12 protein-coding genes are annotated in these 15455 nt (G+C 56.3%); 2 read left to right on the top strand and 10 right to left on the bottom strand.

Features of this window, described 5'->3' with window-relative positions; translation table 11 throughout:
* Positions 1-12 precede the first annotated feature (12 nt).
* From UC14_RS25195 to UC14_RS25165, 7 genes are all read right to left on the bottom strand, one after another.
* On the bottom strand, positions 13-3195 hold the full coding sequence (locus UC14_RS25195) for an efflux RND transporter permease subunit (protein ID WP_112198661.1): 3183 nt from the start codon (positions 3193-3195) through the stop codon (positions 13-15).
* Positions 3192-4436 (bottom strand): efflux RND transporter periplasmic adaptor subunit, encoded by a 1245-nt coding sequence (locus tag UC14_RS25190; protein WP_112198660.1) that lies wholly within the window; start codon positions 4434-4436, stop codon positions 3192-3194. The genes UC14_RS25195 and UC14_RS25190 overlap by 4 nt, the downstream gene beginning before the upstream one ends.
* Entirely contained in the window at positions 4436-5689 is a 1254-nt protein-coding gene (locus UC14_RS25185) for a TolC family protein (RefSeq protein ID WP_112198659.1), read from the bottom strand. The genes UC14_RS25190 and UC14_RS25185 overlap by 1 nt, the downstream gene beginning before the upstream one ends.
* A 14-nt stretch (positions 5690-5703) precedes the next feature.
* Positions 5704-6039, bottom strand: coding sequence for a copper-binding protein (locus UC14_RS25180; RefSeq protein ID WP_112151882.1), 336 nt, complete (start codon positions 6037-6039; stop codon positions 5704-5706).
* A gap of 102 nt (positions 6040-6141) precedes the next feature.
* Positions 6142-6561, bottom strand: coding sequence for a hypothetical protein (locus UC14_RS25175; RefSeq protein WP_015689866.1), 420 nt, complete (start codon positions 6559-6561; stop codon positions 6142-6144).
* Between the two features lie 177 nt (positions 6562-6738).
* The gene (gene corA / locus UC14_RS25170) at positions 6739-7746 is read right to left on the bottom strand and encodes a magnesium/cobalt transporter CorA (protein ID WP_013575270.1); all 1008 of its coding nucleotides are present in this window, start codon (positions 7744-7746) and stop codon (positions 6739-6741) included.
* Positions 7747-7864: 118 nt separating this feature from the next.
* Complete coding sequence (locus UC14_RS25165; protein WP_112198658.1) at positions 7865-8698, bottom strand: oxidoreductase; 834 nt, start codon at positions 8696-8698, stop codon at positions 7865-7867.
* 163 nt (positions 8699-8861) lie between these two features.
* Between UC14_RS25165 and UC14_RS25160 the strand changes: the two genes are divergently transcribed.
* Positions 8862-9803 (top strand): AraC family transcriptional regulator, encoded by a 942-nt coding sequence (locus UC14_RS25160; protein WP_112151883.1) that lies wholly within the window; start codon positions 8862-8864, stop codon positions 9801-9803.
* A 7-nt stretch (positions 9804-9810) separates the two neighbouring features.
* On the opposite strand, the gene UC14_RS25155 is transcribed toward UC14_RS25160, so the two are convergent.
* Genes UC14_RS25155 through UC14_RS25145 form a run of 3 tightly spaced genes read right to left on the bottom strand, consistent with a single transcriptional unit; the run spans position 9811 to position 14232 of the window.
* On the bottom strand, positions 9811-11493 hold the full coding sequence (locus UC14_RS25155) for an efflux transporter outer membrane subunit (protein WP_041673121.1): 1683 nt from the start codon (positions 11491-11493) through the stop codon (positions 9811-9813).
* Positions 11477-13045, bottom strand: coding sequence for a DHA2 family efflux MFS transporter permease subunit (locus UC14_RS25150; protein ID WP_013575274.1), 1569 nt, complete (start codon positions 13043-13045; stop codon positions 11477-11479). The genes UC14_RS25155 and UC14_RS25150 overlap by 17 nt, the downstream gene beginning before the upstream one ends.
* Entirely contained in the window at positions 13042-14232 is a 1191-nt protein-coding gene (locus UC14_RS25145; RefSeq protein ID WP_112198657.1) for an HlyD family secretion protein, read from the bottom strand. The genes UC14_RS25150 and UC14_RS25145 overlap by 4 nt, the downstream gene beginning before the upstream one ends.
* A 279-nt stretch (positions 14233-14511) precedes the next feature.
* Between UC14_RS25145 and UC14_RS25140 the strand changes: the two genes are divergently transcribed.
* Positions 14512-15423 (top strand): cation diffusion facilitator family transporter, encoded by a 912-nt coding sequence (locus tag UC14_RS25140; RefSeq protein ID WP_112151885.1) that lies wholly within the window; start codon positions 14512-14514, stop codon positions 15421-15423.
* Positions 15424-15455 lie beyond the last annotated feature (32 nt).

The raw sequence follows: 15455 nt of genomic DNA, 5'->3' as shown, positions 1-15455 counted from the left end.
AGGACAAAAACCCTAAGAATGATCCGTTCGGCTCCCCCGCTGCGAAGAGGAGGGGCTTTCCCTTAAACTTTTTTTATTCCTTCTCCGATGCATCAGCAAATACACCGCCGGAATCACCAGCATCGACAACAACGGGGCACTCACCATGCCGCCGATCATCGGCGCGGCAATACGCTGCATCACTTCTGAACCGGTTCCGCCGCCCCACATGATCGGCAGTAAACCCGCCATGATAGTGGCAACAGTCATGGCTTTTGGCCGGACGCGCAACACCGCACCGTGGTGAATGGCGTCGCACAGTTCTGCCTCACTCATATCCCCGCCGGCTTTTTGCTGACGTTGCACCGCCTGATTCAGATACAGCACCATGATCACCCCGAACTCGGCGGCAACCCCGGCCAGGGCGATAAACCCGACGGCGGCGGCGACCGACAGATTGAAACTCAGCAGGTACAACAGCCAGACGCCACCGGTCAGGGCAAACGGCAGTGTCGCCATGATCAGCAGGGCGTCGCGCACGCTGCTGAACGTCACGTATAACAGGACGAAGATGATCAAAAGTGTCACCGGTAGCACGATTTTCAGTTTTGCCGTGGCGCGTTCAAGATACTCGAATTGCCCCGACCAACTGACCGTCACCCCTTCCGGCAATGTTACCTGCTGGCTGACCGCCTGTTGCATGTCTTCGACGGCAGATTTCAAATCTCGTCCGCGCAAATCCACATAGATCCAGTCTGAAAGACGGGCGTTCTCACTTTTCAGCATCGGCGGGCCATCGGTGACGTTGACGGATGCCAGCGCCGACAGCGGCACCTGTGCGCCGGAGGCGGTCAGCACCGGTAAATCCCGCAGCGCCTGCACGTTGTCGCGCAGCTCACGCGGATAACGCAGGTTGATGGGATAACGCTCGCGGCCTTCCAGCGTTTCGCCGATATTTTCCCCGCCGACCAGCGTTGAGACCAGCGACTGTAATTCAGCCACCGTGACACCGTAACGTGCCGCTTCACGCCGGTTAATATCAATATCGACGTAACGACCACCTTCCAGCCTTTCGGCCAGTGCCGAAGTCACGCCCGGCACCTGTTTCACGATATGCTCGATCTGCTGGGCGATCTGCTCGATTTGTGCAACGTTATTGCCGTTCACCTTGATGCCCACCGGGCTTTTGATGCCGGTGGCCAGCATGTCGAGACGGTTGCGGATAGGCGGTACCCAGACGTTGGCGATGCCGGGCAATTTCACCGCGTTGTCGAGTTCTGTCACCAGTTTGTCCGGCGTCATGCCCGGTCGCCACTGGTCCCTCGGTTTAAAGCGGATGGTCGTTTCGATCATGGTCAGCGGCGCCGGGTCAGTGGCGCTGTCGGCGCGTCCGGCCTTGCCAAATACACTGGCGACTTCGGGCACAGTTTTGATTAACCGATCCGTCTGCTGCAACAACCGTGCGGCTTCGCGGGCTGAAATCCCCGGCAGCGTCGACGGCATATACAGCAGGTCGCCTTCATCGAGCGGCGGCATAAATTCACTGCCCAGTTTTGCCAGCGGATACAGAGACACCAGCAGGAACAGGCCGCTGAATAATAGCGTGGTTTTCGGACGTTTCAGCACGGCAGAAAGCACCGGCTGGTAGGCGGCAATCAGCCAGCGGTTGATCGGGCTGGCATTTTCATCAGGAATTTTGCCACGAATAAAATAGCCCATCAGCACCGGCACCAGAGTGATGCCCAGCCCGGCAGACACCGCCATCGCGTAGGTTTTGGTGAATGCCAGCGGGGAGAACATCCGGCCCTCCTGTGCTTCCAGCGAAAACACCGGAATAAACGACAGGGTGATGATCAGCAAACTGCAAAACAGCGCCGGACCCACTTCCGTGGCGGCACGCTCAGACACCTTCCAGTAATCCGCCGACGCAGGCTGCTGGCCGGGATGATCGTGCCGCCATTGCTCCAGCACCTTATGCATATTCTCGATCATCACAATCGCCGCATCGACCATGGCGCCGATGGCAATCGCAATACCGCCGAGCGACATAATATTGGCACTGACCCCCTGATAATGCATGACGATAAACGCGCCGAGAATGCCGAGCGGCAGGGTGATGATCGCCACCAGCGCCGAGCGGAAATGGAACAGAAACAGCGCGCAGACCACCGCGACTACCGCGAATTCCTCCAGCAGTTTATGCGATAGCGTTTCGACGGCGTTTTCAATCAGCGGCTGGCGATCGTAGACCGGCACGATTTCCACCCCCGCAGGCAGCGTGCGGGCGAGGGCATGTAGCCGCTCTTTCACCGCCTTCAGGGTTTCCAGTGCATTTTTACCCGAGCGCATAACAATCACGCCGCCCGCCACTTCACCTTCACCGTTAAGTTCCGCCACGCCGCGCCGCAGTTCAGGGCCGGTGCGGACGGTGGCGACATCCGCCAGCAGCACCGGAATACCGCTGTTGACTGTCACGACCACATTGTTGAAATCATCCAGACTTTTCAGATAGCCGGAGGTGCGCACCATGTATTCGGCCTCGCCCATTTCCAGCAGCGAGCCACTGCTTTCCTGATTAGCGTTTTGCAGCGCGGTCACCAGTTGCTGATGCGTCACGCCCCGGGCGCGCATCCGTTGCGGATCGGCCACCACCTGATACTGACGCACCATGCCGCCGATGCTGGCGACCTCAGAGACATTCGGTACGGTTTTCAGGTCATAACGCAGCGTCCAGTCCTGCAGGGCACGAAGTTGTTCGAGGCTGTGTTTGCCGGTTTTGTCGATCAGCGCGTATTCATAGATCCAGCCGACGCCGGTGGCATCCGGCCCCAGCGAGGCTTTGGCTCCGGCGGGCAGTGAGGATTGAACCTGACTCAGGTATTCCAGCACGCGGGAGCGCGCCCAGTAAGGATCGGTACCATCATCGAACAACACATAAACATAGGCATCACCGAACATCGAAAAGCCGCGCACGGTTTTCGCGCCGGGCACTGACAGCAGGGTGGTGGTCAGCGGATAGGTCACCTGATCTTCGATGATTTGCGGTGCCTTGCCCGGATAACTCACGCGCACGATCACCTGCACATCGGAGAGATCCGGCAGGGCGTCGAGCGGCGCTTTCTGCAATGACCAGATGCCCCAGCCCGCCATCATCAGCGCGGCGAGTAACACCAGCAGCCGGTTCTTCAGCGACCAGCGGATCACAGCGGCAATCATAAATCACCTCCGTGCTGGTGCGCGTCCGGCGCGGGGGCGTCGGTGGCAGGCAGTGCGCTGCGCAGGCTGGCTTCGGAGTCGATCAGGAACTGTCCGGAGGTGACAACAGACTGACCTTCTTCCAGGCCTGAAAGTACCTGCGTCCAGCCATCACGCGTCACGCCGATGGTGACCTTCTGCGGGGTGAAATGTCCGTTGCCGTCGTCGAGCAGCACGGTATTGCGGCTGCCGGTCTGGATCAGCGCTTCCTGCGCAATGGCCAGAACCGCCGTCTGCGCACTGACATCTGGCGATAAATTCAGGTACATGCCGGGACGCAGTTTTTCCTGCGGATTATCAATCACCACGCGGGCTTTCAGCGTACGGCTGACGGCATCCACATCCGGCAGCAATTCGCTGACCGTACCGTGAAATATCTCGCCCGGCTGACTGTCGGCACTGGCCGTAATTTTGCCGCCGATCTGGATCTGACTGGCGGCAGAAGGCGGATAATCCATCACAATCCAAACCTGTTTCAGACTGGTCAGTTCGAACAGCGGCTGTGTGGCGCTGACCTGCGCCCCTTCACGCACGGAAAGCAGGCTGATATAACCGTCTTCCGGCGCGACCACGTCGATGCGGGTTTGCGGCTGACCGGTTTTATCGACGCGGCGCAAAATGTCTTCCGGCATAAACTGCAAAGCCAGCCGCTGACGGGCGGCGGCAGTCAGGCTGCGGTCGCCAAGCTGACGCACGGCCAGATATTCCTGCTGCGCGGCGGTCCAGTCGGGGATCCACAGTGTGGCCAGTTTCTGACCTTTTTTCACAGGCTGCTGGCTGGCAGCGACGTAAAGTTTTTCGACTAAACCATTCGCACGGGCGGCGACCGTGCGCAGGCTGCGTTCATCGGCGCTGACCGTGCCATACACATTAAGCGGTGCGGAAATCATCCGTCGCTGTACCTTTTCACTGCGCATACCGAGATTTTGCTGCTGACGGGCGCTGACCGTCACACCGCCGTCATCCGTGGCTTCATCGGCGTAACGCGGCATCAGATCCATATCCATAAAGGGCGATTTGCCCGGTTTATCGAAACGCTGGCCGGGCGTCATCGGGTCATACCAGTACAGCACTTTGCGTTCGGCCGGAGCAGCAGAAGCCTGCGTTTGCGCCGCAGGGCTGTGACGGCCAGCCACGTAACCGGCGGCGAGTGCGGCCATGATGGCGACGGCCAGCAGGCTGTAAGTTTTAGCGGAAGTCATTAATGAATCTCCTGGGGGGCCAGATAACGCAGGGCGACCCAATAGCGGGCCACTTCCAGCCCGGCATTGCGTTCGGAAATCTGGCTGTCGATCAGGTTGCGGCGGGCGTCGAGAACGTCATTCAGGCTGCTTTTTCCGGCGCGATACTGTGCCTGAATCACGCTGATGCGTTGCTGTTGCAGGGGAATAACGTTGTTTTTTTGCCGCTGCCATAACGTGGTGGCGGCCTGATATTGCGCCAGCAAACTGGTCAGTTGCGCCTGATGGTCGCGCATCAGTTGCGCCAGCCGGTCATTGCTTTCCATTGCCATCGACTGATCGGCGGCGTGATCTTTATCCTGACGCGAAGCGGTAAACAGCGGCAGATCGACGGTAAACATCACCCCTGCCAGATCTTCATAACTGTCGGCACGATGGGCGTAATAGACTTCCACGCCGACATCCGGCAGCGCCGCAATGGCTGACTGCAAGGATTTCGCCTGCGCCACATCGGCTTCACGCCGTGCCTGAATAATTTCAGGATGTTGTTCGACGCTTGTCGCCTGTAACGCCTGTGGAGGAAGTTCGGTGAAAGGCGGAATGGCACCGTTAATTTCAGGCTGATCGATGCCGGTCAGCTGGCTTAAGCGGGTGCGCGCCAGTTGAACATCCCGTTCGGCTTCGGTCAGTTTGTCTTGCATGCTGATGAGCGTCAGGTGCGCGTCCAGCACCGAGGCGGGCAGCGAACTGCCGCTGCTGACACCGCCCCGCTGAACCCCAATCTGGCGCTGACTTTCGTCCACCAGTTTTTGTAATTGCGAGACGGTTTGCCCGCCGATGGCCAGTTCCATCCAGGCCAGCGCCGCATCGCGTTGCAAACGTGCCCGGATACTCTGGCGGGTAGCCGCCACTTCCCGGGATTCTGCACGCAGCGTGTCGGCTTTGCGCTGGCGCTTATCGCTGCTGATGTAATCCTGCATGATGCCGATACGTTCCATCGTCATCCCTTCACGGGTAAACCGGTCGGTGTTGCCGCCGCTGACCGGCAGGTTTTCGATACCGAATTTCAGCTTCGGATCCGGCAGTTGCATGGCCGAATCGGCACGGTTATCCAGCGCATTGATCTGGTGACGACTGGCAGAAAGCTCGGCGGAATAATCCTGCGCAGCGACCAGCGCCTGCGGCAGGGTAACGGGTGTGGCAAACGCGCTGACCGGCACAAAAGCCAGCAGCCATTGCCACGTCATCCGGTGATGGCGCGGTAAAGTCAACATGGTGAATCTCCCGGTCAGCGTTTCAGCGGTGTCAGTGTCTGTAACTGATAAGCGGACTCAGTTTTGACAAAGCTAAAGGTGACCGGCGTACCGGCGGGCAGGGAGTTGGCGGCGATCTCCGGCGGCAGACGGAAATTCATGGTCATGGCCGGCCATTTCAGCGCAGGAATGGCGTGATGGGAAATCCCCACGCGATCAGACTGCCACTGAGTGATCACGCCTTCGGATTCATAGGCCTGCATATTATGCTGCATCGCCATAGCATCGTGATTCATTGGCATAGCATCGGCAAAAGAATAAGCTGAAATAAAGAAAAGACTTGCGGTAAATACATTTAAAATTGCACGCATGGGAAATACTCCAATACTGTCATTAGATAAAAACTGGCCATTAATCTGGCAAAACAATTTCATTTAATATTGAGTGCGGAAAAACACTCAGGACAGCAGGGGCTATTCTCTGTATCGGCAGAACTGAACTTCAGCGGGAGGCGGAGTGACGGTTGGCGCAATCCAGTCCGCGGTGGTGACCGCTGTGCTGGCATCGACGGTGAGCATGGCTAATGCCGGAGCGACGGGCAATGCCACCAGTGGCACGGAACCACTGTCAGACTGGGTTCTTTCAGGGGCACAGTGCTTCTCACACAACAGCGACTGACTCTGCATGTGCTCTGGAGAATCAGGCATTTGCATGGTGATGTTATGTGCCATGGCGGTGTTTTCCACCGGCGGGCGCATATCGCACTGATGGCTGGCGAGCGCCAGTTGGGCATTCAGGACAAGCCAGCATAACGCGAACAGCAACACACTGACCCGCTTGCCGGGCAAGCGCAGCGAATGCATGAACTGTGAAATCGCGAAACGAACTGACATGATGAATATTATTTCCGTAAGGAAGATGCGACCGAGTATATAAGGAAATAAGGCGAAGAGGAAAGGACAAACAGAATAAGTCAGGATTAAAATTGTCAGGATAATTAAAGAACGCGAATAACAGCGGTTTCTGTTATTCGCATGTTAATTAACGTGTGTTTTCAGGTGATAATTAACTTACAGCCAGCCTGATTTTTTAAGCTTCCAGTATAACCACACACAACCGGCGACAGTGACGCCCAGCGTTACCGGATATCCCCACCAGTCATCCAGCTCCGGCATGTTTTTGAAGTTCATGCCGTACAGACTGAAAATCACTGTCGGGATCGCCAGAATCGCGCCCCAGCCCGCCAGTCGCTGTACCACTTCGTTCTGATGCACCGACACCAGCGCCAGATTCACATGCATGGCGTTCGACAGCATTTCGCGCACATCGTCCGTCGTGCGGATCACCTGATTAGCGTGGTCCTGCACATCACGCACATAAGCCCGCAGGCTCTTAGGCATCAGTTCTTCGTAGTGATGGCTGAGCTGATTACAGATATCTTCCATCGGTACCGCGGCGTTGCGCAGCGAGAGCAGATCCCGCCGCAGACTATAAACCTGCTGCACCGCCTGCTGATTAAAGGTGTTGCGGAACATCAGTTTTTCGATGGCATCAAACTGTTCGGTGTACTGATGCAGGATTTCCAGATAGTTATCCACGATGGAATCGAGTACGCAATACAGTGCATAAGCTGGCCCTTTACTCAACATTTCCGGGCGTTCTTCGGCGTGTTTACGGATTTCTTTATAGCTGGATGACGCACCGTGACGCACGGTGATCAGAAAGTTTTTGCCGAGAAACAGGTGTGTTTCGCCGTACTCGATGGTTTCATTCACTTTCTGCGCAGTGTGCGTAACGATAAACAGCGATTCGCCGTACTGCTCAATTTTCGGTCGCTGATGGGCGGTCAGTGCATCTTCAATCGCCAGGTCATGCAGACCGAATTCTTCCTGAATGCTGCGCATATAGGCATCTTCCGGCTGCCACAGTCCGAGCCAGACAAAGGTATCGGGCTCTTTCAGGACTTCGCTGATGTCTTCGACCGTCACATCCTGCAATCGTTTACCGTCGCGGTAAGCCACGCTGTTAATCACTGAATCACAGCTGGGTTTTTTATCTTCGTTGGAAATGGAATTCATTGTTTTACCCGATTGTTATTCAGACGAAAATCCTGCCCGCAGGCAGGACGATTTCAGTGTCTGAACAGAATAGCGCAGTCTCCGGGAAATGCGCTGACGGGATCTTTAAAAGAATGTTTCAGCCATCGGCAGACCGGCTGACCGTTTCCCAGATATCGATATCCTCACGCATTTGTTGCATCTTTTCCCTGACAAATTTAACGGCGTCACTGCCGAGTAACAGCGAGGCAGGCGGCTCAGGCGCATCGAGCAACTGCAACATCGCTTGTGCGGCCTTTAGCGGGTCGCCCGGCTGATGACCGCTGCGTTTTTCCCGCGTTTCCCGCACGGGGTCGAAACTGGCATCGTAATCACTGATGGCACGCGGTGAGCGCACCATCGAACGTCCCGCCCAGTCGGTACGAAAAGACCCGGGCTGAATGGCCGTGACGGCAATATTGAACGGTTTGAGTTCTTTGGTCAGTGTTTCAGAGATCCCCTGCAAGGCGAATTTACTGCCGCAGTAATAGCTGATGCCCGGCATTGTAATAAAGCCTCCCATCGACGTGATGTTAAGAATATGTCCACCGCGACGCTGACGAAAATACGGCAGGAAGGCTTTGATGACCGCAACCGCGCCAAAAACATTGACGTCAAACTGATGCAGCACCTCGCTTAACGGCGACTCTTCCATAATACCTTCATGCCCGTAACCGGCATTGTTGACCAGCACGTCAACGGCGCCGATTTCCTGTTCCACGGCAGCCGCAAGCGGGGCGATGGCCTCGAAATCAGTGACATCCAGCATGCGACCAAAACTACGGCCGGGGACAAGCGCGTCAAATTCTGCGCAGGCTTGTGCATTACGCAGCGTGCCGACCACGCGATGTCCTGCTTTCAGGGCTTCTTCTGCCAGCGCACGGCCAAATCCGCTGCTGACGCCGGTGATGAATAATAATTTTGACTGACTCATACAAACTCCTCAGTAAAAAGCGGACTTGCAGAATAGGGGGGACAACAGCAAATCCGTAGCCCCGATCCTCTCTGATGTTTGCCTGTTCCTCTGAGGCGTCTGGACGCGACTGATTCCCGGTGCGACACTTCATTCACTTTCCGCTGCATATTTTCAGGTTCATATGACGTTTCCATCTTTGACAGTGACTGAGCAAATGATCGCGCTTTTGGACCAGCTTACGCCCCATGAAGGCTACAACCTGACGACGCTGGCAGATGTGCGTTTTTTACGTTCAAACCGTCCGCTGCTGCGCACGCCGGTTTTGTATGAGCCGGGGATCGTGATTGTGGTGCAGGGGAGAAAACGCGGATTCTTAGGTAATGATGTCTATTTGTATGATGCACAGCATTATCTGACCGTATCGGTGCCGGTGCCTTTCACCATGGAAACTGACGCCACCGCCAGTGAACCGATGCTGGCAATTTACCTGCGACTCGATTTCAGCCTGGCGGCTGAACTGATGTTGCAGCTCGATGCTTATGACGCCCCGCAGCCGGAATCGCCGAAAAGTATGGTGTCGAGCCTGATGGATGACACGATGCGGGCTTGCGTATTACGTTTTTTGCAGGTGATGGCATCTCCGCTGGATGCAAAAATTCTGGGCAGGGCGATGATGCGTGAGTTGTATTACCGCGTGCTGACCGGTGCTCAGGGCGGCACGCTGCGCAGCGCACTGACCCTGCAAGGGCAATTTGGCAAAGTGGTAAAAGCCCTGCGAAAACTGCACGCAGAATACCACTCGCATCTGGATGTGAATGCGCTGGCAAAAGAAGCGGGAATGAGCCTGCCGACGTTTCACAGTCACTTTAAAACCGTCACTGATACGTCGCCGATGCAGTATCTCAAGTCCACCCGTTTGCATCAGGCCAGATTACTGATGTTGCGCAATAACCTGACCGCCTCGGCGGCCAGCGCACAGGTAGGCTATGAAAGTGTGTCGCAGTTCAGCCGCGAATTTAAACGCTTATTCGGGCTGACGCCGGTGAGAGAAGTGGCGCGGATGAGGCAGAATTTTTCATTGCCTGCCCCGTCCACGCCGTCAGATTTTATCTCTTCACATTAATAAGGCGTTACGGTGTCACGCCAGACGTGGTTTGTACCTTCACATCCGGCGTGGCTGCCGGACCAAAGACGGTGTAGGTCGGCAAATCGACGTTCTGATACGGCTCCCAGCCGCCGCCTAACGCTTTATACAGCGAGACCAGATCGGTGCTGGTTTTCACTTTCGCTTCAGCGGATTGCTGATGCGCCTGTGCCAGCTGGCGCTGGGCATCAAGCACGTTGATAAAGGTAGAAAGCCCCTGGCGGTAGCTGTCGCTCGCCAGATCAAACGCGGTCTGTAGCGCTTCGGTCGTCTGGTCTAAACCGCTGACCTGATCCTGATCGGTGCGGTAATTCACCAGCGCATTATCGACATCCTGCAACGCTGTCAGCACGGTCTGGCGATAATTCAGCGCCGCATTCGCCTGTTGCGCACGGGAAAGATGCACGCTGGAGACCAGACGTCCGCCCTGGAAAATCGGCAGGGAAATCTGCGGGCCAAAGGAGTAGAAATGGCTGCTCCAGTTATCGAGATAACTGACGTCTGTGTTACGCATGCCGAACTGGCCGGTGAGCGAAATACTCGGGAACATCTGCGCGACGGATACACCAATATTGGCGGTTGCCGCGTGGAGATCAGCCTCGGCTTTGCGTACGTCCGGACGACGGCGTGCCAGCTGTGACGGCACACCGACCGGCACGGCAGCGGGCAGGGCAGGCATCGGTTTAGGGGCAGAAAGTTCAGCATCCAGCGAGCCAGGCGTCTGACCGAGCAACACGGCCAGTCCGTTCATTGCCTGACGTTCCTGCGCCTGATATTGCGGCAACTGGGCGCGCAGGGAACCTAACTGTGCGCGGGCATTTTCGACATCAAGCTGCGGTGACAGTCCGTTTTGCTGACGGTTTTGTGTCAGATCTAAGGTTTGCTGCGCGACATCGATTTGCGTCTGTATCGCTGCCGTCACGCTTTGCGCGCCACGCAGTTGCAGATAGGCACGGGCGACCTCAGCTTCCAGCGAAACTAATGCATCGTTGCGTTGTTCTATGGACGATTGCGTCTGGGCATTGGCGGCTTCGACCTGACGTCGTGTGCCGCCGAACAAATCCAGCTCCCAGCTGGCATCGAAATTGCCCTGATACAAATTCACCGGCCGCGTAGCCGTGCTGATCGCGCCGGAGGCTTCCGGTCCGAGATCGTCAAGCTGTTGCGAGGCGCCGCTGGAATCGAGAATACCTTTCAGACCGAGCTGCTGACGGGTCATTTTCGCGCTGCCCTGCACCGATGGCAGCCAGGCGCCTTCGGCCTGTTTCACCTGCTCGCGGGCACCGGCGATACGCAGTACTGCCTGTTGCAGGGAAATATTCCCGGCAATCGCACGGGTGATCAGGCTGTCGAGTTGCGGGTCATTAAAGGCTTTCCACCACAGCGGATTTGGCTCCGAGGGCAGGGCAATCGATGCGCCGTCTTTGTCTTTCGGCTGGGTCATATCGTTATAGGCCGAGGGTGTCACCGGATTCGGCTTCTGATAATCCGGGCCAACGGAGCACGCTGCTAATACCAGCGTTAATGTCGAGAGAGTCAGAAAACGGGTGCCTGAATGTAAAACCCCCTTCCGGCCCCGGCCTTCGCAGAGGGTGGAGCAGGACGGCATCACGGATGGCTGATTTCTCAGAGTAGAGCTTTTCTTGTTCAACTTAATGTGCTCCGGCATTACCTTCGCTCTTAACTGGCGAAAGCAGGAAACAAAACGGGATCAAAATAACGGCGACGATGGCGCAATAACCGAATACGTCGATGTAGGCCAGAATGCGCGATTGCGAAATCATCTCCTGATACATGCGCACGGTCGCCAGTTGCATCGGGTCGCCGACCACGTGGGCAAAATCACGGATCGCCTCAGCGCTTTTGCTCACCGCCTGATTAAACTGTTCATTGAGCGGCGACATGTTGTGCGCCATATGCGCACTGTGTGCCTGCGTTCGCTCGGTGACACCGGCTGTCGCCAGCGAAATACCAATCGACCCCGCGACGTTACGGAACATGGTAAACAGCGCGGCAGCGTCGGCGTTCATTTTTTGCGGGATGGTAATAAATGCGATAGTGGTCAGCGGCACAAACAGGAAACCGAGCCCTATCGACTGCGCGCTGCGGTACAGCACCAGCGTTTCAAAATCGACATCAGGTGTCAGCGTTGCCGAATAGATAAACGAGGCCGCCAGCAGGAAGAAACCGAAGGCAATGATGTAACGCGTTTGTACAACGGGCATCAGCTTCAGCACCAGCGGGATCGACAGCACGATCAGCACCGCGCCCGGCGACATCACCAGCCCCGAGAGTGTGGCGGTGTAACCCAGTTGCTGCTGCGCCAGTTGCGGAATGACCACCGAACTGCCATACAGAATCATCGCCATACCGGCCATCAGTAAACCGGCGACAGCAAAGTTTTTATCCTTCAGACAGCGCAGATCGACCACCGGTTTTTTGGCGTACAGCAACCAGTAAACCGCGCCGACAATCCCGGTGGCCGCCAGCACAGCAAAGGTGACAATAAAGCCGGACTGGAACCAGTCATCGTCTTCGCCGCGATCCATCATCACCTGTAAGCAGCCCAGACCCAGCGCAATCAGCCCGATACCGATGTAATCAATACTGAGTTTGCCTTTTGCCTTGCGCTCCCACGGCGGATCTTCCAGCAGCTGATAAATCGCCAGCAGGGCAATAATCCCGACCGGAATATTGATCAGGAATACCCAGCGCCAGCTGAAGTTATCCGTGATGTAACCGCCAAGTGTCGGGCCGACGACCGGCGCGACAATAATGGCAATCGATGAAAGGCCAAACGCTTTGCCGCGATCTTCCGGTTTAAAGTAATCCAGCAATACCGATTGCTGGATCGGCTGCAAACCGCCGCCGAAAAAGCCCTGCAGGATGCGGAATAAGATCATCTGCCACAGTTCGGTGGCGATGCCGCACAGGAAGGAGCAAACGGTGAACATGCCGATACAGATCAGGAAGTAAGTTTTGCGGCCCATCACGCGGCTGAGAAACGCCGAAATCGGCAGCACGATACCGTTCGCCACCAGATAGGACGTCAGCACCCAGGTCGATTCGTCATAACTGGAAGATAATGAACCGGCGACGTGCGGCAGCGCCACGTTAACGATAGTGGTGTCCAGGATTTCCATGAACACCGCAATGGTCACGACGGCGGCAACTGCCCACGGATTGGCCTTGGGTTTCCAGTAGCTGCGATCTTCATTCATTCGACGGTCACCGTCGGTTCGACAGACAGACCCAGCGGCAGAGGGTGATTCTCATCAAGACCGCTGTCGATGACGATTTTCACCGGCACGCGCTGAACGATTTTCACGTAGTTGCCGGTGGCGTTTTCAGCCGGGAAGGCCGAGAAGCGCGAACCGGTGCCTTGTTGAATACTGTCAACGTGGCCGTGAAGTTTGATGTCCGGGAAGGCATCGACGGTAATTTCTACCTTGTTGCCGGGGCGCATGCGTTCGAGCTGCGATTCTTTGTAGTTTGCGGCGATCCAGATATCTTTTGAAACCACTGAGAACAGCGAGGTTCCGGCCTGAACCAGCGTACCGAGCTGCACATTACGCTTGGTGACGTAGCCGTCGAACGGTGCGCGCACCTGCGCATAGGAGAGGTTGAGCGTCGCCGTTTCCAGCTGGGCTTTCGCCTGTTCAACCTGCTGCTGACGAGCTTCGACGTTGGTTTCAGCCTGACGGATATTCAGCTGTACCTGCGCGGCAACCTGCACCTGCGCTTTGGCATTTTCCAGATCAGCGGCTGCAGAACGCACCTGCGCGTTGGACGTATCAATATTTTGTTGCGTGGTGGCACGCGGGTCTACGCCGCGCTGACGACGGAAATCGGCAGTGGCATTCAGCAAATTGGCTTCCGCCCGCGTCTGCTGGGCTTTCGCCTGAGCAAGCTGCGCCGGATATTGTACTTTCGCCAGATCGTATTGCGCCTGCGCCTGATGCAACTGCGCGACCGCCAGACCGAGCTGAGCCTGTGCCTGATCGCGCTGCGCGGTCGCGTCACGCGGATCGATTTCCACCAGTAAGTCGCCTTTCTTCACGAACTGGTTATCTTTCACCGCAAGATGAGTGACATAACCGGCAATTTTCGGCGCGATGGTGACGGCATCACCTTCGGTAAAGGCGTCATCGGTGCTGACCTGATCTTTGGTCATCAGCCACCAGACCAGTGCCACGACCACCATCACCACTACCACAATCCCGAGGATGATCAGGGGTTTCTTGCCGGGGCCTTTACGCTTTTCATCGTTATCCTGTTTACTGTCGTCGGGATTTTTCTGGTCTTTGGGATCCCGGGTGTGACCTCCTCCTGATTTTACCTGGCTGGAATCGAGTTCAGTATTTGCGTCGCCGGACGCGGAGGGCTGTGTCTTGTTATCGTTTGTCATAATGCTCTTCTGAATAGTGCTCTTCTGATTATCGGCCGCCACGCGCCGGAACAAAGAAATCTTGTTTTAAGCTAGAACGTATTGATGTAAATGCAAGTAAATCCATGTCAATTAACCTTAGGGAAAGCACAAAGATCCAAACCATAGGGAACGTCTTAAAAGTTGGAAATGGGTTATAATGCCGGGCTGGTATTTGTATTTTTCAAATAAAGTTGATTCTCTGCTTCAGGACATTTTTGTGAAACATTCCCAACAACAACCATTCTTGTGGGTCAACCCATGACCCGTCCCGCGCCTTCCTATAAAGGCCTGACACGTATTGCCTCGCTGGTGTCGCTGTGCGTCGCGCTGATCCTGGTTTGCGTCAAAGTCTGGGCATGGGCCGCCACCGGTTCGATTGCGCTGCTGACCTCTGCCGCCGACGGTCTGGTCGATGTACTGGCCTCGATGGTGACGCTGATCGGCGTGCGTTATGCCGGACGGCCGGCAGACAAAGGCCATCGTTACGGCCACGGCAAAGCCGAAGCTGTGGCCGCGTTTGTACAGGCGCTGTTACTGGGCGGCGCGGGGCTGGTGCTCGGCGGTGAATCCATCGGGCGCATCATTAATCCGGAACCCCTGGCGCAGCTCGGTCTTGGTATCTGGGTGATCATCGGCAGTTCGCTGGCCGCCACCGGACTGGTGCTGATGCAAACCTATGTGGTGAAACGTACCGGATCAACGGCCATCGCGGCTGACCGCGCGCACTACATTACGGACGTCGCGGTGAATATTGCCGTACTGCTGGCGCTGATTTTCGAGCGTTACTTCGGCTGGACGCGTTCCGACTCCATCGGCGCGCTGTTGATTTCCTTCTATATGATCTGGAATGCGCGCGGTATGGCGGCAGATGCACTGACCCAGTTGCTTGATCGCGAACTGAGTGCAGATGACCGCAAGCGCGTGAAAGCGGCAGTATTAAGTGTTGAAGGCGTGCGCGGTGTACATGACATTCGCACCCGCAACGGCGGCGACCGCGTATTTGTCGAGTTTCACGTCGAGGTTGATGGCAATCTGACGGTGGATGTCGGGCACGATATCGGTGATGCGGCTGAAATGGCGGTGAGCAAGTTGTTTAAGTCTGCGGATGTGACGGCTCATCTGGAGCCGGACGGGATTGATGACGACAGACTGGATAATTTATTGCACTAAGGTCAAGGTTGTGGGTTTGCTCCCTCCCCTGC

Source organism: Rahnella sp. NRRL B-41462 (genome assembly GCF_003263525.1).
Lineage (GTDB): Bacteria > Pseudomonadota > Gammaproteobacteria > Enterobacterales > Enterobacteriaceae > Rahnella > Rahnella aceris.
This window is presented reverse-complemented; position numbering and strand designations above follow the sequence as displayed.